At 75.3% G+C, this 21,300-nt stretch carries 15 protein-coding genes; 10 read left to right on the top strand and 5 right to left on the bottom strand.

Annotated elements, in window-relative coordinates:
* Positions 1-108: 108 nt before the first annotated feature.
* Positions 109-336, bottom strand: coding sequence for a DUF3107 domain-containing protein (locus ACZ52R_RS34950; RefSeq protein ID WP_360500003.1), 228 nt, complete (start codon positions 334-336; stop codon positions 109-111).
* A gap of 131 nt (positions 337-467) precedes the next feature.
* On the bottom strand, positions 468-1,127 hold the full coding sequence (locus ACZ52R_RS34955; protein WP_360500006.1) for a TetR/AcrR family transcriptional regulator: 660 nt from the start codon (positions 1,125-1,127) through the stop codon (positions 468-470).
* A 219-nt stretch (positions 1,128-1,346) separates the two neighbouring features.
* Here ACZ52R_RS34955 and ACZ52R_RS34960 point away from each other — a divergent pair, with 219 nt between their 5' ends.
* The 5 genes from ACZ52R_RS34960 (at position 1,347) to moeZ (ending at position 7,970) form a co-directional block, all read left to right on the top strand.
* Positions 1,347-2,249 (top strand): alpha/beta fold hydrolase, encoded by a 903-nt coding sequence (locus tag ACZ52R_RS34960; RefSeq protein WP_465754807.1) that lies wholly within the window; start codon positions 1,347-1,349, stop codon positions 2,247-2,249.
* A 467-nt stretch (positions 2,250-2,716) separates the two neighbouring features.
* On the top strand, positions 2,717-4,342 hold the full coding sequence (locus ACZ52R_RS34965; protein ID WP_465754808.1) for a DUF3492 domain-containing protein: 1,626 nt from the start codon (positions 2,717-2,719) through the stop codon (positions 4,340-4,342).
* Positions 4,342-5,433, top strand: coding sequence for a hypothetical protein (locus tag ACZ52R_RS34970; protein WP_465754809.1), 1,092 nt, complete (start codon positions 4,342-4,344; stop codon positions 5,431-5,433). The genes ACZ52R_RS34965 and ACZ52R_RS34970 overlap by 1 nt, the downstream gene beginning before the upstream one ends.
* Positions 5,434-5,553: 120 nt before the next feature.
* A complete protein-coding gene (locus tag ACZ52R_RS34975) occupies positions 5,554-6,561 on the top strand; it encodes an NAD-dependent epimerase/dehydratase family protein (RefSeq protein ID WP_465617468.1) in 1,008 nt (335 codons plus the stop codon).
* 230 nt (positions 6,562-6,791) lie between these two features.
* Entirely contained in the window at positions 6,792-7,970 is a 1,179-nt protein-coding gene (gene moeZ / locus ACZ52R_RS34980) for an adenylyltransferase/sulfurtransferase MoeZ (RefSeq protein ID WP_360500020.1), read from the top strand.
* A 91-nt stretch (positions 7,971-8,061) separates the two neighbouring features.
* Here moeZ and ACZ52R_RS34985 read toward each other — a convergent pair whose 3' ends face one another.
* A complete protein-coding gene (locus tag ACZ52R_RS34985; protein WP_465661254.1) occupies positions 8,062-10,836 on the bottom strand; it encodes a flippase-like domain-containing protein in 2,775 nt (924 codons plus the stop codon).
* Between the two features lie 134 nt (positions 10,837-10,970).
* Here ACZ52R_RS34985 and ACZ52R_RS34990 point away from each other — a divergent pair, with 134 nt between their 5' ends.
* The 3 genes from ACZ52R_RS34990 to ACZ52R_RS35000 all read left to right on the top strand — a co-directional run bounded on the left by ACZ52R_RS34990 (position 10,971) and on the right by ACZ52R_RS35000 (position 18,143).
* Entirely contained in the window at positions 10,971-11,348 is a 378-nt protein-coding gene (locus ACZ52R_RS34990; RefSeq protein ID WP_396287766.1) for an MGMT family protein, read from the top strand.
* Positions 11,349-11,369: 21 nt separating this feature from the next.
* The gene (locus tag ACZ52R_RS34995; RefSeq protein WP_465617472.1) at positions 11,370-14,843 is read left to right on the top strand and encodes an ATP-dependent helicase; all 3,474 of its coding nucleotides are present in this window, start codon (positions 11,370-11,372) and stop codon (positions 14,841-14,843) included.
* A gap of 75 nt (positions 14,844-14,918) precedes the next feature.
* Positions 14,919-18,143: a UvrD-helicase domain-containing protein gene (locus ACZ52R_RS35000; protein ID WP_465754810.1), complete on the top strand. Its 3,225-nt coding sequence runs from the start codon at positions 14,919-14,921 to the stop codon at positions 18,141-18,143.
* A gap of 137 nt (positions 18,144-18,280) precedes the next feature.
* Here ACZ52R_RS35000 and ACZ52R_RS35005 read toward each other — a convergent pair whose 3' ends face one another.
* Complete coding sequence (locus ACZ52R_RS35005; protein ID WP_465617476.1) at positions 18,281-18,448, bottom strand: hypothetical protein; 168 nt, start codon at positions 18,446-18,448, stop codon at positions 18,281-18,283.
* Here ACZ52R_RS35005 and ACZ52R_RS35010 point away from each other — a divergent pair.
* Positions 18,447-19,571 carry a PP2C family protein-serine/threonine phosphatase gene (locus ACZ52R_RS35010; protein ID WP_465754811.1) on the top strand — a complete coding sequence of 375 codons (1,125 nt, stop codon included), beginning with the start codon at positions 18,447-18,449 and terminating at the stop codon, positions 19,569-19,571. The two genes, ACZ52R_RS35005 and ACZ52R_RS35010, sit on opposite strands and share 2 nt — an antisense overlap.
* Here ACZ52R_RS35010 and ACZ52R_RS35015 read toward each other — a convergent pair.
* Positions 19,568-20,539 (bottom strand): endonuclease/exonuclease/phosphatase family protein, encoded by a 972-nt coding sequence (locus tag ACZ52R_RS35015; RefSeq protein WP_465754812.1) that lies wholly within the window; start codon positions 20,537-20,539, stop codon positions 19,568-19,570. The two genes, ACZ52R_RS35010 and ACZ52R_RS35015, sit on opposite strands and share 4 nt — an antisense overlap.
* A gap of 78 nt (positions 20,540-20,617) precedes the next feature.
* Here ACZ52R_RS35015 and ACZ52R_RS35020 point away from each other — a divergent pair, with 78 nt between their 5' ends.
* Positions 20,618-21,265 carry a PadR family transcriptional regulator gene (locus ACZ52R_RS35020; RefSeq protein WP_360500041.1) on the top strand — a complete coding sequence of 216 codons (648 nt, stop codon included), beginning with the start codon at positions 20,618-20,620 and terminating at the stop codon, positions 21,263-21,265.
* Positions 21,266-21,300: the final 35 nt, after the last annotated feature.

Consider the following 21,300-nt stretch of genomic DNA (forward strand, 5'->3'; position numbering starts at 1 on the left):
ACCGGCGCCGCTCCTGTCGCCGTACCCCGCCCCACCCGGCCGTACACGCAGCGGTGCCCCGTTCCCTGGTGGGAACGGGGCACCGGAACAACTGCTCGGGCGGGCGCCTCAGAGGGTGCCGAAGCCGACCTTGCGGACGGCCTGCTCGCCGATCTCCACGTACGCCAGGCGCTCGGCCGGGACGATGACGCGGCGGCCGTGCTCGTCGGTCAGCGCCAGGAGCTTCTCCGGGCCCTCCAGCGCCTTCGCGACCGCGCTCTGGACCTCATCGGCAGTCTGCGAGCTCTCGATCACGATCTCACGAGGCGCGTTCTGCACGCCGATCTTGACCTCCACGGCTTCCGTCCCTCCGGGGTTGCAGCCTCCACGCGCGGGCACCTGACCGCCTGGAACAGGCGTTCGCGGCGGCCGCGCCGTACGGCTTCACCATAGAGCACGCGATCACCGCCCAGGCGAAGGTCGGCGGATCACCCCTGGTGGGCACCTTCGCCGGGCTGCTCGCCCGGGTGCATCGGGAAGCCCTTCAGGCCGCGCCAGGACAGGCTGGCGACCAGCCGCACCGCCTCGTCGCGCGGGATCTCCAGGCCCTGCGAGAGCCAGTACCGGGCGGTGATCTGGGCCAGGCCGCAGACCCCGGCGGCGAGCAGCTTGGACTCCGCCTCGGGCAGATCGGTGTCCTCCTGGATCACCTTGCTGACCAGCGTCGCGCTCGCCTCGGAGGCCCGCTCGACCCGCTCGCGCACGGCCGGTTCGTTGGTCAGGTCCGACTCGAAGACCAGCCGGAAGGCACCCGACTCGCTGGAGACGTAGTTGAAGTACGCCTCCATGGTGTTGGCGACGCGCTGCTTGTTGTCGTTGGTCGTCGACAGTGCCTCGCGGGTGGACTCGACCAGGGCGTCGCAGTGCTTGTCCAGCAGTGCCAGGTAGAGCTCGAGCTTCCCGGGGAAGTGCTGGTAGAGCACCGGCTTGCTCACCCCGGCGCGGTCGGCGATGTCGTCCATGGCGGCCGAGTGGTAGCCGTGCGCGACGAACACCTCCTGGGCGGCACCGAGCAGTTGTTCACGGCGGGCGCTTCGCGGCAGGCGGGCACCGCGCGGGCGCTCCTGCGCCTCCTGGATGGCCGTCACGGCGCTCCTCACTTCGGTCTGTTCGGGGCTGGCAAGATGGCCGATTCTACTTTTCGGTAACCGCGCCCGCGTTCGGCGAAGGCGAGAAAAGCTGGTCGGTCTGGTTGTCAGGAGCCCACAATACGGCGCTGACCTCGGCCTCGGCAGTGGTGTGACGAGGGAATGGAACGGCCGGACCACCCCGGGATCCTCGGCCCGGTCTCACTACCATCGTCCAGCATGAGCAGCGCTGAGCAGCAGGTACGTACGGTCGAGGTCCCCGGTGCGGTGCTCGCGGTGCACCGCGCCGCCGCCGACGGCGCCGCCGACGGGCGCGAGCCCGGCCTCTTCGTGCACGGGCTCGGCGGCTCGGCCGCCAACTGGACGGCCCTGATGGACCGGCTCGCCGGCCTGGTCGACGGCGAGGCCGTGGACCTGCCCGGCTTCGGCCGCTCCCACCCGCCCACCGACGGCAACCTCACCGTCTCCGGCCACGTCCGCGCGGTGATCGGCTACCTGGAGGCCGCCGACCGCGGCCCGGTCCACCTGTTCGGCAACTCCCTCGGCGGTGCGGTCGCCGTCCGCCTCGCCGCGCTCCGCCCCGACCTGGTGCGCAGCCTCACCCTGGTCTCGCCCGCCCTGCCCGAGCTGCCCCCGCAGCGCTCCGCGTGGCCGACCGGCCTGCTCGCGGTCCCCGGGGTGCCCGCGCTGCTGAGCCGGTTGGCCGCGAACGGGCGCGACGCCGAGGCCGCCACCGAGGACCTGCTGCGACTGGTCTACGGCGACCCCGGCAGCCTGAGCCCGGCCGCCTGGGCCGAGGCGGTCGCCGAGTACCGCCGACGGCTGGAGGTGCCGCACGCGATGCGGGCGCTGATCGGCTCGGCCCGCGGCATCGTCTCGGCGTACACCGAGCGCGGCGACCAGGCGCTGTGGCGGCAGGTCGAGCAGGTCGCGGCGCCGGTGCTGCTGGTGTACGGGCTGCGCGACAAGCTGGTCGCCTACCGTTCGGCCCGCCGCGCCTGCGCGGCCTTCGCGGACGCCCGGCTGCTGGTACTGCCGGAGTCGGGTCACGTGGCGATGATGGAGCACCCCGACGAGGTCGCCCGCGCCGTACGGGAGCTGATCGCGCACGCCGCGCGCTGAGCGGGCCGAGCCCGCCGGGCGCGGATATCACGGGCGGGCGCGCATACCGCCCGGTAACGGCCCGGTTCGGGCCGAGGTCACGGCGTTTCACTCGTTCAGGTGGCAGCCAGGCATGTGACCGATGGATTGCCCGGGGCCGGTCCTACCTTTCTGCTGTCGGACCGAACAGGTGTGGGGGAGTCGCGGCCGCCGGAGAAACCGGAGGGCGGCCTAGGCCGGGGGGCCCGGCGGGTCGGGCCCGACCGTCGGAGCGGGCGGGGCCCGGGGGAACGGAACGCGGCACGGCCGCGACCGGGCCCTCGGACCGCCGCACGGGGCGCCGCGGCGCCGGTCCGGCCGGCCGACTCCCGTCCCCGGCCGTCCCCGCTGCCGCGCGGGGGCGCCCCCGGCCACCGTTCGGGCCGCTCGGCCGTCCGTCGATCCGTCCGTGATCCGCCCTCGAATCCGCACTGTCCTGGAGGTCTCCCGTGCGCGTTGCCCTGCTCACCGAGGGTGCCCGTCAGAATCCCCAGCGTGGCGCCGGAGGCTGGTGCGACCGGCTGGCCGAGGGCCTGCCGGAGCACGAGTTCGAGCTGTACCTGCTGACCGGGCCGGAGGAGCCGGGCACCCTCGGGCGGCTGTCGCCCGCCTGGCGCGGCGTCCGCGACCTGGCGCTGTGGGGGCGCGGGCCGGGCGGGCGGGCGCCGGGCGCGCTGCGCAGACGCCGGTACGCCGGGGCGTACGAGGAGCTGCTGCGGGCGCTGGTCCTGCCGGGGGAGCGGCCCGGCTTCGGGTCCGGGCTGTACCGGCTGGCGGCACTGGCCCGGGAGGACGGCGCGCTGCCCGCCTTCCTGGCCTCCGGGCACGCCCGCCGGATCCTGGAGCGGACCTGGCGGCTGCCCGGCGCGGACACCTCGGCCGGGCAGCCGCTGGTGCGCGACGTGCTGGTCGCGGCCGACCTGCTGGAGCAGTGCCTGCGGCCGCTGTCCGCGCCCTGGTACGGCCCCGGCCCCGGCGGCCTCGGCGCGGCCGACCTGTGCCACGTGGTCGGCGGTGGGCTCGCCGCGCTGCCCGCCCTGGTGGCCCGGCACCTGCACGGGGTGCCGTTCGTGGTCACCGAGCACGGCCTGCACCTGCGCGAGCAGTACCTCGGCTACGAGGCGCCGTACCTCCGGCCGGTGCGGGCACTGCTGCTGTCCTTCTCCCGCGCGCTCGCCGAGGAGACCTACCGGCAGGCGGCCGTGCTGACCCCCGGCAGCGCCCACGACCAGCACTGGCAGCACCACTGCGGGGCCGACCCGACGCGCACCCGGGTGGTGTACGAGGGGACGCCGGCCGTGGACCGCCCGGCCGCCGGGCCGGAGCCGACCGCGCCGACCCTGGTGTGGGCGGGCACGCTGGATCCCGGCCGGGACCCGGAACTGGCGCTGCACGCCTTCGCCCGGGTCCGCGCCGAGCTGTCCGGCGCCCGGCTGGTGCTGTACGGCGAGGAGGCGGCGCCCGGCTACCGGGCGCACTGCGCGGCGCTGGCCGAGCGGCTGGGGGTGGCCCCGGCGGTGGACTTCGCGGGGCGGCCCGGGACGCTCGCCGACGCCTGGGCGGCCGGCACGGTGCTCGTCTTCTCGGCGCTGTCCCAGCGCGGCCCCCGGCTGCTCGTGGACGCCATGCTCAGCGGCCGGGCGGTGGTGTCCACCGATGTCGGGGTGGCCCGTGAGGTGGTCGGGCCGACCGGGCTGCTGGTGCCCGCCCGCGACCCGCGCGCCCTGGCCGGCGCCTGCCTGGCGCTGCTGCGCGACGAGGAGCGGCGGGCCCGGCTGGGGCTGGCCGGGCGGCTGCGGGCGCAGGAACGCTTCGCCGTCGAGCCGGTGACCGGCGCGTTCCGGGAGATCTACCTGGAGCTGGTCTCGCAGTACCCGGCCTTCCCCGGCGGCGGGGGCGGCGGCGAGGGCGGCCCGGCGCCGCGCCCGTTCGCCCGCCCCGCCGAGTACTGGCTCGCGGACGGCCGGGGAGGCGCTCCCGGGGACGAGGACTCCGGCGCCCGGGAGCCCGGCGCCCGGCAGGCCACCGCCCGGGAAGCCGCCCCGGAGTCGGCCGTGCTCGCGGAGGCCGTCTGATGTCCGGCCGCGCGGCGCTCGGCGGCAGCGCGGACCCGGTGCGCGAGGTGATGGCGGAGCACCGGGAGCTGTGCGAGCGCGCCGTCGACCCGCTGGAGATCGCCGCCGGGCTGGAGGAGGCCGGGCTCGGTCCGGACGCCGCCGCCCGCTGTCGGCACGCCGACCTGTTCTCGCTCGCCGAGGAGCTGTACGCCCGGGTGCCCCGCCGCCCGCCGGATCCCGGCCCGGCCCGGCCGCGACGGCGGCGCGGCGCCGACGCCCGGGCGGCGCTGACCGCCGCCGCGCTGGCCGCGCTGCCCTGCGCGGGGGTGGCCGCGTTCGGCGCCCGCTGGCCGGTGCTGCTGCCCGCCGCCGTACCGCTGGTACTGCTGCCCATGCTGACCGCGCCGCCGCGGGACGAGCCCGGCCCGCCGCTCGCCCTGCCGCTGTGCCCGGCCGACGCCCTCGGGCCGGCTCCGCTGCCGCGGCGGCCCACCGGCTCCGGCCGGCGCCCGGCCGCGCTCGGGTACGGGCTGGGGCTGGCCGCGCTGCTGCTGCTCCCGCTGGCCGCACCGGGCGGGGACCGGCCGACGGCCGCCGCGCTGGTGCTGGCGGCGGCGGTGTCGGCCGGGTCGGCGGAGTGGGCGGCCCGCTGGTACCGGCAGGTCGGCCGCGGCCACCTCGGCGTGGCGGGCACCCTGGCCGAGTTCCGGTCCCGGATGCGGCCGGTGCTGCCGGTCGCGGTCGCCCTGCACCTGGTGGTGCTCTCGGCGCTGACCTTCGTCGCACTGGCCGTGCCGGCCGTCCTCGCGTCGCACCCGGGACCGGGCCGTGGCGGGCTGCTGCACCTGGCGGCCGGGCGGGCCGGCCCGGTGCCGTGGGCGGCGCAGGGCGTGCTGGGCCTGCTGCTGGTGCTGTCCGCGCTGCTGGCGCGTTGCGGCCGGCCGACGGCCGCCGCGGTGGGGACCTCGGCCGGGGCCGCCGCGACGCTCGGGCTGCTCGCGCTGGGCCGCTCCCTGCCGTGGGCCCTCCTGCTCGGCGGCGGTGCCGTCGCGGCGGCGCTGCTGGCGTACGCCGGGGTGGTGCTCGGCCGGGCCGGCTCGCACCGCTGATCCGCCCGGGGATCGCCGATCCCCGATCTCGTTCGCCGATCGCCGATCCGTGTTTCGTCCGTTCGTTGATTTCAGTCCGCCAGGTCGTCCTCGACCTCGCTTCGTGGAAGGACACCCCCGATGAGGGTGCTGCTGCTGGGCGCCGACGGCTTCATCGGCCGCCGGGTCACCGACCGTCTGCTGATGGACCAGGAGTTGCAGGTGACGGTGCTCGGCCGGCGCGACTCGGCCGACATCCGCTTCGACCTGACCACCGGGAGCCCGGGTGCGCTGGCCCGCTTCCTGGACGCGGTCGCGCCGCAAGTGGTGATCAACTGCGCGGGCGCCACCTACGGCAGTTCGCGCACCCTGATCCGGTCGAACACGCTGGCCGTCGCGACGGTCTGCGAGGCGATCCGGCGCAGCCGGGAGCCGGCCCGGCTGGTGCACGTCGGCTCGGCCGCCGAGTACGGGCCGGTGCCCGGCGGAGTGCCGGTCGCCGAGCAGGCCGAGCCGCGGCCGGTCGGCCCGTACGGGGTGTCCAAGCTGGCCGGGACGGAGCTGGTGCTGGCCTCCGGGCTGGACGCGGCGGTGCTGCGGGTGTTCGACGTGGTGGGGCCGGGGGCGCCGACCGCCTCGCTGTTCGGGCGGCTGGCCGAGGGCCTGCGGCGGGCGCTGGAGCGGGACGAGAACCAGGTGCGGATGCCGGACCTGTCCGGATACCGGGATTTCGTGGACGTCCGGGACGTCGCGCGGGCCATCCGGTCGGCCGCGGTGTCGGCCGCCACCGGGGTGATCAACATCGGCAGCGGGCACGCGGTCCGGGCCCGGGACGCGGCCCAGCTGCTGGTCCGGGCCTCGGGCTTCGAGGGGGCGATCGTCGAGGAGAACCGGCAGGTCCTGCTGCCCGCGCAGGCCGTCGGGTCGGGCGGCGACCACCTGCCCGGCCAGCACCACCCGGCCGGGCACCATCTCCCGGGGCACCGGGTGGAGGGCCAGCGGCCGGAGGGCCGGGCGGTGTCGGGCGAGCCGGTGCCGTGGCGGCAGGCGGACGTGCGCACCGCCAGGGACCGTCTCGGATGGCGGACTCAGGTGCCGCTGGAGGAGTCGCTGGGGGACGTCTGGCTGGAGACGGCCTGTCGGGTCTGAGCGTGCTCCGCAGGTGTCCCGGGCCCGTGAAACGCGGGCTCGGGGCGCCTGCGGGGGCCCGGGCGGCCGGTCCCACGATCCGGCGCCGCCCGTCTCGCCCATCGGACGGGCTGTCTCGGAATACCGGTCGGGCATGACACTGTTGGCCTAGGAGCCACCCGAGTGGCGGAGCAACAACCCCACACCGCGGCTGGCCCTGGCCACCCGAACAGACATCCATCGGAGTCCCCGTGTCGTTGCCACCCCTGGTCGAGCCGGCCGACGAGCTCACCGTCGATGAGGTCCGCCGGTACTCCCGCCACCTGATCATCCCCGACGTGGGCATGGCCGGGCAGAAGCGGCTGAAGAACGCCAAGGTGCTGTGCGTCGGCGCCGGCGGCCTCGGCTCGCCCGCGCTGCTGTACCTGGCCGCGGCCGGTGTCGGCACGCTGGGGATCGTCGAGTTCGACGTGGTGGACGAGTCGAACCTGCAGCGGCAGGTCATCCACGGCCAGTCGGACGTCGGGCGCTCCAAGGCGGAGTCGGCGCGCGACTCGGTCAAGGAGATCAACCCCTACGTCGACGTGGTGCTGCACGAGGAGCGCCTCGACAACTCCAACGTCATGGAGATCTTCTCCGGCTACGACCTGATCGTGGACGGCACCGACAACTTCGCCACCCGCTACCTGGTGAACGACGCCGCGGTGCTGCTCGGCAAGCCGTACGTGTGGGGCTCGATCTACCGCTTCGACGGCCAGGCCAGCGTCTTCTGGGCCGAGCACGGCCCCTGCTACCGCTGCCTGTACCCGGAGGCCCCGCCGCCGGGCATGGTCCCCTCCTGCGCCGAGGGCGGCGTGCTGGGCGTGCTGTGCGCGTCCATCGGCTCGATCCAGGTCAACGAGGCGATCAAGCTGCTGGCCGGCATCGGCGAGCCGCTGCTCGGCCGGCTGATGATCTACGACGCCCTCGAGATGAACTACCGCCAGGTGAAGGTCCGCAAGGACCCGAACTGCGCGGTCTGCGGTGAGAACCCGACGGTCACCGAGCTGATCGACTACGAGGCCTTCTGCGGCGTCGTGTCGGAGGAGGCGCAGGCCGCCGCCGCCGGTTCGACCGTCACCTCGCACCAGCTGAAGCAGTGGCAGGACGACAAGGAGGACATCTACCTCATCGACGTCCGTGAGCCCGGTGAGTACGAGATCGTCAACATCCCCGGTGCGGTGCTGATCCCGAAGAACGAGTTCCTGATGGGCGACGCGCTGGAGAAGCTGCCGCAGGACCGGAAGATCGTGCTGCACTGCAAGTCGGGCGTGCGCTCGGCCGAGGTGCTGGCCGTGGTGAAGGCCGCGGGCTTCGCCAACGCCGTCCACCTGGGCGGCGGCGTGCTCGGCTGGGTGAACCAGATCGAGCCGCACAAGCCGGTCTACTAGAGCGTGTCGACCGGCGCGTGTCGACCGGCGCGCGCTGACGACGGAGGGCCTCGCCGATCGGCGAGGCCCTCCGTCGTATGCCGGGGACGGCTCAGAGCGCGCTCCTGCGCTGCAGCACGTTGTAGGCGATCCAGCCCGGCAGGACCGGCAGCCAGAACGTGAGCGCCCGGTAGAGGAAGACCGCCGGGGTGGCGACCGAGGGGGATACGTCCGCGACGGTCAGGGCGCCGATCAGGGCGACCTCGACCGGGCCGATGCCGCCCGGGGTGGGGATCGCCGAGCCGGCCGCGTTGGCGGTCAGGAAGACCACCGCGACCGCCGAGAAGCTGATGTCGCCGCCGAAGGCCTGCACCGAGAAGTCCAGGCAGGCGGTGAAGGAGAGGGTCAGCAGCAGGATGCCGCCGAAGCCGGTGACCAGCTTGCTCGGCGTCTGCATCAGGTCGAGCATCCGCGGCACCACACCGAAGAACAGCGAGCGCAGCCGGCCCAGCACGAACCGGCGCAGCGGCGCGACGGCGGCCACCACCAGGGCGAGCACGGCGGCGGTCAGCACGCCGATGATCACCGCGCGGGAGGCGGAGAGGTCGCCGTTGGTCTGGCTGCCGGTGATCAGGCCGAAGCTGAACAGCAGCAGCAGGTGCCCGGCCAGGCCCGCCAGCTGGGAGGCGCCGACCGAGGCCACCGCCTGGCCGGGGCGGATGCCGGCCTTCTGCAGGTAACGGGTGTTGAGCGCGATGCCGCCGATCGCGGCGGGGGCGACCAGCTTGACGAAGGAGCCGGCCAGCTGGGCGGCGACGGTGCGCCGGAACGGCAGCCGCTCGGGGACGAAGCCGGTCAGGCTCATCGCGGCGGCGACGTAGCTGAAGGCGGCCGCGACCAGGGCGGCCGCGGCCCAGGCCCAGTTCATCTGGGAGAGCTTGAGCTGGGCCGGCTTGATGGTGGTCAGGGCCAGGTAGGCGGCGAAGGTGAGCGCGATCACCATGATCAGGCTCTTCGGCTTCAGCCGTTCCAGCTTGGCCGGCTCCATCGGCGCCTCGGGGGCGATCTGCAGGATCTGGCCGCGGATGCGGCTCAGCAGGTCCTCGCCGGCGACCGCGATGTCCTCCTCGGCCTGCTCCTGGGTGCGCTCGCCGGCCGCGACCTGCTCCAGCGCCTTGGCCCGGGCGGTGGCTTTGCGCTCCTTGCTGAGCTTCGCGAGGTCGACCCTGGTGGAGCGGCTCATCCCGACCGGTTGGAGCAGCGGAAGCGCCTGGGCGACCCGCTCGGCGCCGAGCACCGCGTTGGCGGTGGCGACGGCCCGCTCCGGGCCGATCCGCAGCGCGAAGGTGGTGAGCAGCTGGGCGACGTCGATGCGCAGGGTCAGGTCGGTGGCGGCGATGTCGCCGCCGGAGAGGTTGACCAGGCAGGCGGTCCGCTCGTCCACCACCAGCAGGGACTCGCCGGTCAGCCGGCGGTGGGCGATCCGGCGCTCGTGCAGGGCGGCCACCGACTGCCAGATCGAGGCCATCACCGGGTCGGTGACCTCGTCGTCGGCCAGCTCGTCGAGGATGCGGCCCTCGATGTTCTCGTACACCAGGATCGCGGCGTCCGGGCCGAGCTCGGAGGTGGCGACCAGCTGCGGCGCGCGGGCGCCCGAGGCGGCCGCCGCGTACGCGATCAGGGCCTCCTGCTCCAGCGCCTGGCGCAGCGACTGCGGGCTGCGGCGCACCGCGACCGAGCGCAGCCGCAGCCGCCGCCAGGCCCGGTAGAAGAAGCCGGAGGCCTGCTGCTCGCGGTCGATGATGTGGACGTCCAGGGGCGGGCCGCCCTGCTGGGTGACGTAGTAGCGGCGGGTGCCGCCGGGGGCGTCGGGGGCGCGGAGGGCGCCGTCCGGGGTGAAGCCGACCTTGCGCAGGCCGATCATCATGTGCTGACCGGTGGGCCGGATGTTCGGGGAGCCGATCGCGTACAGCGTGCCGTAGGCGACGGACCAGCCGATCAGCACGGTGAGCATCAGCGACAGCGGGGTGGTGTAGCCGCCGAGGAGCTCGGTGACGCCGCTGAAGACGACCACCACCCAGAGGGCGACCCGCCAGCGTGGTCTGCTCGACATGCCGACGGCGGTCATGTAGGCGATCACCGGGGCGAGGTAGCCGTGCACCGGGTCGGTGAGGGTGCCGTTGCTGTCCATCGGCAGCCGGGTCAGCGCGTCGCGGATGTGCTCGGAGGCGCCCTCGGCCACCCACCAGTCGATGCCGAGCGAGACGCCGTACGCGAGCACCGAGGCCAGCACGCCGTCGGCGACCCGCAGGCCGTCGCGTTTGATCAGCCGCTCGACGGCGAAGGCCAGCGGCACGGCGAGCACCGCGACGCTGGAGATCAGGCCGGTGATGGTGGAGAGCACCGCGGAGAAGTGCGGCGCGTTGGTGGCGATGTCCTGCTCGATGCCGGTGGTGGTCGAGGTGGCGATGCCGGCCAGCACGAAGACGGCGACTATCCCGAAGACGCCGACCAGGAAGCGGATCAGGTCGGACGGGCGGTGCGCGCGGGCGGCGAGCAGCGGCTCGTCGACGTCCAGGTGGGGGGCGTCCTCCGGCGGGTCCTGGTCGTCGGGCTGCGCCGGCTGCTCGGGCTGCCAGGGCTGCTCGGGCTGCCAGGGCTGCTCGGGCTGTTCGTGCTCTTCGGGTTGGCGCTGCTCGGGCGGTTCGCGCTGCTCGGGGGCCTTCGCGGGCGCGGGGGTCTTGATCGTCGGGTCCTTGATCAGGGAGACTTCCGGCGTCGGCCCCGGTTCGGGCCGGCCTTCGGTCCCGCCGCCGGGCGCCGGGGGCACGGCGGCAGCGGACTCGTCGGAGTCCTTGTCCACGCCCACGTCAGCCGTCCCGGTCATCTGGTCTTGTCCTCGTATCACCACTCACCGCCCCGAAGATGGTGGCATGCCCCGACCCCCCGTGCTGGACAGGGGGCGGATCGGGCGCGGCGTCCCGTTCGCCCGGGACCGGGGGTGCGCCCCTGTAAGGAAGAATGCCGCAGGTGACGGACGTAACAGACGACGGCCTTCCGGACGCCCTACCGCCCTTCGCCGAACTGGTGCTCGACCTGACCGAGCGGATTCCACCCGGCAGGGTGATGACCTACGGCGACGTCGCCGAGTACCTCGGCCAGGGCGGGCCGAGGCAGGTCGGCCGGGTGATGGCCCTGTACGGCGGCTCGGTGCCCTGGTGGCGGGTGATCCGCGCGGACGGCCGCTTCCTGCCCGGGCACGAGCAGCGCGCCCTCACCCACTACGGCGAGGAGGGCACCCCGCTGCGCGAGCTCGCCGACCCGCCCCGGGTCGACCTCCGGCGGGCCCGCTGGGACGGCCGGGAGATTTCCCCGAACTCCCCGCACGGACGGGATTGACGGGGGAGGATCGTAGGCTCGATGCGGGCGGGCCCCGGCGGGCCCGCCCTGCCATGCCCTGCTCGACCCCAGGACCACTCCGTGACTTCCCCCTACCGGCTCGTGCGCAGCCCGCTCGTCCAGCCCGACCCGCCCGTGCTGGACGCCTACCAGCGCGCCGTGGTCGAGCACGCCGACGGGCCGCTGCTGGTGCTGGCCGGGCCCGGCACCGGCAAGACCACCACCCTGGTCGAGGCGGTCGCCCGGCGGATCGCGGACGGCACCGACCCCGAGCGGATCCTCGTCCTCACCTTCAGCCGCAAGGCCGCGATGGAGCTGCGCGACCGGATGTCCGGCCGGCTCGGCAGCTCCGCCGCCGCCCCGCAGGCCACCACCTTCCACTCCTTCTGCTACGCCCTGCTGCGCGCCCACCAGGACCCGCAGGACTACGCCGAGCCGCTGCGGCTGCTCTCCGGCCCCGAGCAGGACGTCATGGTCCGCGAACTGCTGGCCGGCGGCGCCGAGGACGCCCGCCGCACGGAGTCGACCGGCGGCTCGGCCGCGGGCTCCCGGATCGCCTGGCCGCTGGACCTGCGGGCCTGCCTGACCACCCGCGGCTTCGCCGACGAGGTCCGCGCCGTCCTCGCCCGCAGCCGCGAGCTCGGCCTCGGCGAGGCCGAGCTGGAGCGCTTCGCCCAGGGCGTCCAGCGCCCCGACTGGGCCGCCGCCGCGCACTTCCTCGCCGACTACCTCGACGTGCTCGACCTGCGCGGCGTCCTGGACTACGCCGAACTCGTCCACCGCGCCGTCCTGCTCGCCGAGCGCCCCGAGGTCGAGGAGGAGCTGCGCCGGCGCTACGACGTCGTCTTCGTCGACGAGTACCAGGACACCGACCCCTCCCAGGTCCGGCTGCTGCGCCGGCTCGCCGGCGGCGGCCGCGACCTGGTCGCGGTCGGCGACCCCGACCAGTCGATCTACGCCTTCCGCGGCGCCGACATCAACGGCATCCTCGACTTCCCGCAGACCTTCCGCCGCGCCGACGGCGAACCCGCCGAGGTCAGGGTGCTGAGGGTCTCCCGCCGCTCCGGGGCCCTCCTGCTCGCCGCCTCCCGGGAGATCGCCCGGCGGATGCCGATGGGCCGGCTGCCCGCCGACAAGCTCGCCCAGCACCGCGCCCTGCTGCCCTCCCGCGAGGGCGGCCGGGCCGAGGTCTACACCTACCCGACCCCCGGCGCCGAGCTCGACTCGATCGCCGACCTGCTGCGTCGCGCCCACCTGGAGGACGGCGTGCCCTGGGGCGAGATGGCCGTGCTGGTCCGGGCCGGTGCCCGCTCCATACCGGGCGTGCGGCGGGCGCTCGGCGCGGCCGGCGTCCCGCTGGAGATCGACGGCGACGACCTGCCGCTGCGCGAGGAGCCCGCCGTCGCCCAGCTGCTGCTCGCCCTGCGGGTCTGCGCCCAGCAGGCGGCGTGGCAGGCGGCCCGCGACCGGCACGCCGACACCCATGCCGACACCGACAGCGACGCCGATGCCGACGCCGAGTCCGGGGGCGAGGCCGCCGACACTCCCGACCCGCTCACCACCGACCTGGCGCACGCCCTGCTCACCGGCCCGCTCGGCGGCCTCGACGGCTCCGACCTGCGCCGCCTGGGCCGCGCCCTGCGCGAGGAGGAACGCGCCGCGCTGCGCGCCGACGGCCGCCCCACCGCCGCCCTGCGCCCGGCCGGCGAACTGATCCGCGAGGCCCTCGCCGAACCCGAGCGGCTGGTCGCCCTCGACCCCGCGTACGCCCGCCGCGCCCGCGACCTCGGCACCCTGCTGCGCAAGGTCCGCGAGCTGCTGGCCGGCGGCTGCACCGCCGAGGAGGCGCTCTGGGAGCTGTGGGACGGCAGCCGCCGCTGGCGCGAGCGCCTGGAACGGGCCGCCCTGCGCGGCGGCGCCGGCGGCCGCAACGCCGACCGCGACCTGGACGCGCTGTGCGCCCTGTTCGAGACCGCCGCCCGCGCCGAGGAACAGGTCACCGGCCACCGAAGCGCCCTCGACCTGCTCGCCGAACTCGACGCCCAGGACATCGCCGCCGACACCCTCACCGTCCGGGCCGTGCGCCCCGAAGCCGTCCGGCTGATGACCGCCCACCGCTCCAAGGGCCTGGAGTGGCGCCTGGTCGTCGTCGCCGGCGTCCAGGACGGCCTCTGGCCCGACCTGCGCCGCCGCGGCTCCCTGCTGGAGGCCGACCGGATCGGCCGCGACGGCCTCGCCGAACCGCTCTCCCCGGCCGCCCTGCTCGGCGAGGAGCGCCGCCTCTTCTACGTCGCGGCGACCCGCGCCAAGGAGCGGCTGATCGTCACCGCCGTCAAGGCCCCCGCCGACGACGGCGACGAACCCTCCCGCTTCCTGCGCGAGCTCTACCGGGAGGACGTCGACCCGCGGACCGGCAAGGTGGTGCGCCGCACCCCGCCGGTCACCGTCGAGGACGTCACCCACCGCCCGCGCCGCCCGCTGTCCGTCGCCGCCCTGGTCGCCGAGCTGCGCGCGGTCACCGTCGACCCCGCCCGCACGCCCGAGCTGCGCCGCGCCGCCGCCGAACGGCTCGCCACCCTCGCCGCCGCCACCGACGAGGACGGGCTGCCGCTGGTGCCCGCCGCCCACCCCGAGCGCTGGTGGGGCCTGGACGACCCGACCGCCGCCCCCGAGCCGCTGCGCAGCGCCGACCTGCCGGTGCGGCTGTCCGGCAGCGGCCTGGAGCAGCTGGAGAGCTGCTCGCTGCAGTGGTTCCTGGACAAGGAGGTCAAGGCGCGTGCCGCCGGCTCGGCCGCCCAGGGCTTCGGCAACGTGGTGCACGCGCTCGCCGACGAGGTCGGCTCCGGCCGCACCCCCGCCGACCTCGCCGTCCTCATGGAGCGCCTGGACACCGTCTGGGACGCGCTGGCCTTCGACGCGCCCTGGAAGTCCCACCAGGAGAAGAGCGAGGCCCGGGCCGCCCTGGAGCGCTTCCTCAACTGGCACGTCCTGGAACGCGGCCGGGACGTGGTCGCCACCGAGCACGGCTTCGATGTCACCCTCGACGTCGGCGGCGTCTCGGTGCGCATCCGCGGCTCGATGGACCGGGTCGAGAAGGACGCGGCCGGGCGCGCCTACGTGGTCGACTTCAAGACCGGCAAGCAGATCCCCACCGACAAGTCCCTGCCCGAGCACAAGCAGCTCGCCGTCTACCAGCTCGCCGTCCGGGCCGGCGCCCTCAACGAGCTGCCCGGCTTCGCCGAACACCCCCCGGCCACCGGCGGCGCCGAACTGGTCCACCTGCGCGAGCCCGCCGCCAAGGCCTCCCGGGACGCCCCCAAGGTGCAGCGGCAGGAGCCTCCGGAGGGCGAGCCGTGGATCGAGGGCCTGCTCGCCGAGGCCGCCGGGAAGGTCCTCGCCGAGCGCTTCGTCCCGCAGACGGGCGGCGGCTGCGACCGCTGCGCCTTCCGCCGCAGCTGCTCGGCCCAGCGGGACGGGGCGCAGCTGGTCGAGTAGCGGGCCCGCGCGGCCTGCGGACCCTGCGGACCCGGTGAGGCGAGGCTTGTCCGTCGCTCCGGTTACGGTTGCGGGGTGACCGCCGTGCTCAGCCATCCCGACCAGCTCAAGGAGCTGCTGGGGATCCCGTTCAACCGGGAGCAGATGGCGGCCATCGGCGCGCCCCTGGAGCCGGCCGTGATCGTGGCCGGCGCCGGCTCCGGCAAGACCACGGTGATGGCCGCCCGGGTCGTCTGGCTGGTCGGCTCCGGCGCCGTACGGCCCGAGGAGGTGCTCGGCCTCACCTTCACCAACAAGGCCGCCGGCGAGCTCTCCGAACGGGTCCGCGCCGCCCTGCTGAGGGCCGGCGTCGCGGACCGGGACGGCGGCGAACCGCTCGGCGACCCGGAGATCTCCACCTACCACGCCTTCGCCGGCCGCCTCCTCAAGGAGCACGGCCTGCGGATCGGCATCGAGCCGGACGTCCGGCTGCTCGCCGACGCCACCCGCTTCCAGCTCGCCGCCAAGGTGCTGCGCACCGCCCGCGGCCCGTTCCCCGCGCTCACCGGCACCTTCGCCAACCTGGTCGCCGACCTCACCGCGCTGGACGGCGAACTCGCCGAGCACCTCGTCGAGCCACAGGCCCTGCGCGACTTCGACGAGGAGCTGCTGGACACCCTCGCCACCGTCAAGCTGACCAACGACGACCTGCGGGCCGTCCCGGCCACCGCCCGGGCCCGGCTGGAGCTGCTGCGCCTGGTCGAGGACTACCGGCGCCGCAAGCGCTCCGCCGGGCTGATGGACTTCGGCGACCAGATAGCCGCCGCCGCCCGTCTCGCCCAGCAGCGCCCCGAGGTCGGCGAGCTGCTGCGCGGCCAGTTCCGGGTCGTGCTGCTGGACGAGTACCAGGACACCTCGGTCGCCCAGCGCCTGATGCTCGCCGGGCTCTTCGGGGCCGGCCCCGAGGGTGCGGGCAGCGGCCACCCGGTGACCGCCGTCGGCGACCCCTGCCAGGCGATCTACGGCTGGCGCGGCGCCTCCGTCGCCAACCTCGACGAGTTCCCCCGGCACTTCCCCAAGGCCGACGGCCGCCCCGCCGAGCGCTACGCGCTCAGCGAGAACCGCCGCAGCGGCGGGCGCCTGCTCGCCTTCGCCAACACCCTCGCCGCGCCGCTGCGGGGGATGCACGAGGGCGTCGAGGCGCTGCGCCCGGCGCCCGGCGCCGAGCGGGACGGCTTCGTGCGGACGGCGCTGCTGCCCACCCACGCCGAGGAGGTCGACTGGCTCGCCGACTCGATCGCCCACCTGGTGCGCACCGGCACCGCGCCCGGCCGGATCGCCGTGCTGTGCCGGGGCGGCGCCGCCTTCCCGGACATCCACGCGGCGCTGGTCGCCCGCGAGGTGCCGGTCGAGGTGGTCGGCCTCGGCGGGCTGCTGCAACTGCCCGAGGTGGCCGACCTGGTGGCGGTCTGCGAGGTGCTGCAGGACCCGACCGCGAACGCCGCGCTGGTGCGCCTCCTGGTCGGCCCGCGCTGGCGGATCGGCCCGCGCGACCTCGCGCTGCTCGGCCGCCGGGCCGCCGAGCTGGTCCGCACCGACCGGCCCGAGGACGTCGAGGCGCTGGCCGCCGCCGTCGCCGAGGCCGATCCGACCGAGGTGGTGTCGCTGGCCGACGCGGTGGAGAGCTTCCTGGACTCCCCGTTCGGCGAGGAGGGGAAGCCCGACGACCTGCCGTTCTCCGCCGAGGCGCGGGTGCGCTTCGCCCGTCTCGCCCAGGAGTTGCGCGAGCTGCGCCGCTCGCTGGCCGACCCGCTGATGGACGTGCTGCACCGGGTGCTGGCGGTCACCGGCCTGGAGGTCGAGCTCGCCGCCTCCCCGCAGGCCCTGGCCGCCCGGCGGCGGGAGACCCTGCACGCCTTCCTGGACGTCGCCGCCTCCTTCGCCGACCTCGACGGCGACCCGGGCCTCGCCGCCTTCCTCGGCTTCCTGCGCGCCGCTCAGGAGTACGAGCGCGGCCTGGACAGCAGCCTGCCCGGCGGCGAGGACACCGTGAAGGTGCTCACCGCGCACAAGTCCAAGGGCCTGGAGTGGGACGTGGTCGCCGTCCCCGGCCTGGTACGGGGCGCGTTCCCCTCCTCGACCCCGCGCGAACGCTGGACCAGCGCCAAGCGTGTGCTCCCGCACGCCCTGCGCGGCGACGCGGCCACCCTGCCCGACGTGCGCGGCGGGTGGAACAGCAGGACGATGACCGCCTTCAGGAAGGAGCTGGCCGAGCACTCCGCCACCGAGGAACTGCGCCTCGGCTACGTCGCGTTTACCCGCCCCCGCTCGCTGCTGCTGGCCTCCGGTCACTGGTGGGGGCCGAGCCAGAAGACCGTCCGCGGTCCGTCCGCCTTCCTGGAGGAGCTGCGCGAGCACTGCGAGCAGCCCGGCGCGGGCGAGGTCGAGCACTGGGCCGAGCAGCCGGAGAAGGGCGCCGAGAACCCGGCGCTGACCACCTCCGTCGACCGGCCCTGGCCCCTGCCGCTGGACCCGGCCGCGCAGCACGCCCGCCGCCGGGTCGCCGGGGTGGTGCGAGCCCGCCTGGCCGGTGCGCCCGCCCCCGAACCGGAGCCGATGGCCGCCGAGGACCAGCGCCAGCTGGCCTCCTGGGACCGCGATCTGACCGCGCTGCTGGGCGAGTTGGAGCGCTCCCGGCGCACCGCGCGCGAGGTGCCGCTGCCCGCCGCGCTGTCCGCCACCCAACTGCTTCGCTTGGCCGCCGACCCGGACGGCTTCGCGCGCGACCTGGCCCGCCCGATGCCGCGCCCCCCGCAGCCCGCCGCCCGGCGCGGCACCCGCTTCCACGCCTGGGTGCAGGGCCGGATCGAGCCGCTGCTGCTGATCGAGCCCGGCGCGCTGCCCGGCGCGGACGACGACGGCATCGAGGACGAGCAGGACCTGGAGCGGCTCAAGGAGGCGTTCCTGCGCACCCCGTACGCGCAGCGCAAGCCCTACCGGGTCGAGGCGCCGTTCCAACTGGTGCTGGCGGGGCGGGTGGTGCGCGGCCGGATCGACGCGGTCTACCGTGACGGTGACGTGGTGTCAGAATCAGGTGGTGTGTCACGCTACGAAGTGGTGGACTGGAAGACCCATCGCGAGGAGACCGCGGACCCGCTGCAGCTCGCGGTCTACCGGCTGGCCTGGGCCGAGCAGATGGGCGTCGATCCCGAGCAGGTCACGGCTTCGTTCCTGTACGTCCGCAGCGGGCGGATCGTCCGTCCGGCAGGACTTCCCGACCGAAAAGAGTTGGAACGGCTTCTGATCGGGAACAGTGACTAATGAGTCACGCAGAGCATCCAAGTCATCACGCCAGTGCCCGAAACCTGTGCGTCGTGCACGTTTCGTGCCTATTGTGGGGTCGGTAACCGGTCAACCCCCGTGCTCCGGCCGCCAGCGAGGCCCGTATTCCCTAACCCTCAGTCATTACCGCAGGTGCCCCCGGCATCGGCGCCTTCTGCTGGAGAACCGAAGTTGAGCGCGACCGGATGGATCAGAGAGCGGTTCACCGGGCCGACCCCGGGTCCCGCTCCGAACACGACCGGCACCTGGCCGAGGACGGCGCTGGCGCTGCCGTTCATCGGCATGGCGCTGATCGTCGTCCTCGACTACCTCAGCGGCACCGGGGTGACGGTCGAACCCGCCCTCACCGCCGTGCCCGCGCTGGCCGCCGTGGTCAGCCGCCGCACCTGGTACCCGTTCGTCATCGGCCTGTGCGCCGAGGCGGCGGCCTTCCTGATGGCCTTCCGCAGCGACACGCTCGGCTCGTCCGTGCACGCCGCCAGCGTCATCGCCATCCTGCTCGTCGCCATGATCGGCTGGGTCAGCGCCACCCTGAGGCTGCGCCAGGAACGGGCGCTGGCCGACGCCCAGCTGGTCGCCTCGATCGCCCGCCGGGTCCTGCTGCGGCCCGTCCCCGAGCGGGTCGGCACCGTCCGGGCCGCCGTCCACTACGAGGCCGCCGCCGCGCACGCCCGCATCGGCGGCGACCTCTACGAGGTGGTCAACACCCGGCACGGCGTACGGGCCGTGGTCGGCGACGTGCGCGGCAAGGGCCTCGGTGCGGTCGAGACGGCCGCCGCCGTGCTCGGCGCCTTCCGCGAGGCCGCCCACCAGGAGCCCGCGCTGGACCGGGTGGCCGGCTGGCTGGCCGTCAGCCTCGACCGCGCCCTGCACGAGAACGACCACCCGGGGGTGGAGGAGGAGTTCGTCACCCTGGTGCTGATCGGCGTCGGGCCCGACGGTGCCGCCGAGATCGTCAACTGCGGGCACCCCGCGCCGCTGCTGCTGCGCGGCGGCGAGGTCCGCCCGCTCGAACTCGCCGAGACCGTGCCGCCGCTGGGCGTCCTCGACCCGGCCGACGTCCGCCCACCGGTCCACCGGGTGTCGCTGCAGGGCGACGACCGGGTGCTGCTGTTCACCGACGGGGTGATCGAGGCCCGCGACCGTGCGGGCGCCTTCTACCCGCTCGCCGAACGGTTCCCGCGCTGCGCCGACGGCCGTCCCGCCGACGTCCTGCAGCGCCTGCACGAGGACGTGGTGCGGCACGTCGGACGCCAGCTCGGTGACGACGCGGCCATGCTGCTCCTGCAGTACGACCCGGCCCCGGCGGCCGGCATCCACGTCCCGCAGCAGGCCGGGGTCCTGACCCGGCAGCTGCCCCAGAGAACGCTGGAGCGAGAACCCCAGGGCTTGTCTGACACGCCCTAGAGCGACACCTCGACCAGCAGTGGCCGGTGGTCCGACACCGCCGCGCGCGGCGCCGCGGCCGGGCCCACCGCCGTGCGCGGCACGCCGATCGCCAGCACGTGGTCGAACTGCACCGCCGGCCGGTGCGAGGGGTACGTCGGCGTGCGCGCCAGGTCGTACCAGCCCTGCAGGCGGGGCCGCGGCTCGCGCACCCGCCGCCGGCGCGGCTCGGCCAGGAGCGGCCGGGCCCGCCGGCTCGCCCGCAGCTCCCGCACCCGCGCCCTGGGCGCGGTGCGCTCCAGCGCCGTCGCCCCGCCGAGCACCGTGCGCGGCACCGCGCCCACCAGGTTGAAGTCGCCCAGCACCAGGTACGGCTGCGGCAGGTCGGCGATCCACCGCCGGATGCCCGCCAGCTGCGCCATGTTCCAGCCCGGCACGAAGGACAGGTGCGCCGCGACCACGGTGAACGGCCCGCGATCGCCCTCCAGCACCGCCGCCAGCGCGGCCCGCGGCTCGTCCGGCACCGGGGTCAGTCCGCGCCGCCCGGCCACCCGCAGCGGCAGCCCGAACGGCGCCGGGGCGAAGCGCCGGGCCCGCCAGTGCCGCACCGGGAGCCGGGTCAGCAGGGCCGTCCCGTACGAGGGCGGGGCGTCGTCGCCGACCTCGCCCGGCCCGTACACCCGCAGGCCGTCGGGCCCGGACGGATCCGGCAGCCAGCCCGCCACCGGTGCCGGGCGGCCGTGCAGCGCGGCGGCGAAGCGCCAGTCCTTCGTGCCCATCGCCGCGGCCGCCACCGCCGCCTGGTCGGTGCCGCCGGAGCGCGCCTGGCACCGGTCCACCTCCTGGAGCGCCAGGACGTCGGCGTCCAGCGCGGCCACCGCCGCGGCCAACGGCTCGCCGGCGTCGGCCGGATAGGGCCGCGGCGCGCCGTCCGGGGCGAGCGGCTGACCGTGCAACAGGTTGAAGGTGGCGATGCGCAACTGGCTCACACCGCACGACGGTACCCGGTCGCCGGGGGAGGGGGTGCGGGTTGAGACGGCAGGGCATACCGGGTATACATACTGAGTATGTCCATCCGTCACGGTCTGCTCGCCCTGCTCGACCAGGGCCCTCGCTACGGCTACCAACTGCGCACCGAGTTCGAGGCGCGCACCGGCGCCACCTGGCCACTCAACGTCGGGCAGGTCTACACCACGCTGTCCCGGCTGGAACGCGACGGCCTGGTCGAGCCCGCCGGGGAGGACGGGGAGGGCCACCAGTTCTACGCCGTCACCGAGGCCGGCCGCACCGAGCTGCGCGCCTGGTTCGACACCCCGGTACCCCGGACCAACCCGCCGCGCGACGAACTGGCGATCAAGCTCGCCATGGCCGTCACCGTCCCGGGGGTGGACGTCTCCGCCGTCGTCCAGGGGCAGCGCCGGCACAGCATCAAGGCGCTGCAGGACTACACCCGGCTCAAGGGCCGCGCCCTCGCCGGCGCCCCTCGGCCCGGTGAGGGGGGCCGGCCGGGCGCGGTGCCCTCGGCGAGCAACGACCTCGCCTGGCTGCTCGTCCTGGACCAGCTGATCTTCCAGACCGAAGCCGAGATCCGCTGGCTCGACCACTGCGAGACCCGGCTCGCCCAGCAGGCCGAACTCCTGCAGACCCGTACCGCCGAGGCCGCCCGCGACGGCGGTGCCGCACCCGCCAAACGCGGCCGCCGCCTGCGCACCTGAGCGCCCCGGCACCGAACCACCGGCCCGGGCCCCGA

It is taken from the genome of Kitasatospora sp. NPDC034023, assembly GCF_055575795.1.

Coding starts and splice junctions, on each gene's coding strand:
- ACZ52R_RS34960 (WP_465754807.1), top strand. CDS start 1,347: ATGAGCAGCGCTGAGCAGCAGGTACGTACGGTCGAGGTCCCCGGTGCG.
- ACZ52R_RS34970 (WP_465754809.1), top strand. CDS start 4,342: ATGTCCGGCCGCGCGGCGCTCGGCGGCAGCGCGGACCCGGTGCGCGAG.
- ACZ52R_RS34975 (WP_465617468.1), top strand. CDS start 5,554: ATGAGGGTGCTGCTGCTGGGCGCCGACGGCTTCATCGGCCGCCGGGTC.
- ACZ52R_RS34985 (WP_465661254.1), bottom strand. CDS start 10,836: ATGACCGGGACGGCTGACGTGGGCGTGGACAAGGACTCCGACGAGTCC.
- ACZ52R_RS34990 (WP_396287766.1), top strand. CDS start 10,971: ATGCCGCAGGTGACGGACGTAACAGACGACGGCCTTCCGGACGCCCTA.
- ACZ52R_RS34995 (WP_465617472.1), top strand. CDS start 11,370: ATGCGGGCGGGCCCCGGCGGGCCCGCCCTGCCATGCCCTGCTCGACCC.
- ACZ52R_RS35010 (WP_465754811.1), top strand. CDS start 18,447: ATGGCGCTGATCGTCGTCCTCGACTACCTCAGCGGCACCGGGGTGACG.
- ACZ52R_RS35005 (WP_465617476.1), bottom strand. CDS start 18,448: ATGCCGATGAACGGCAGCGCCAGCGCCGTCCTCGGCCAGGTGCCGGTC.
- ACZ52R_RS35020 (WP_360500041.1), top strand. CDS start 20,618: ATGTCCATCCGTCACGGTCTGCTCGCCCTGCTCGACCAGGGCCCTCGC.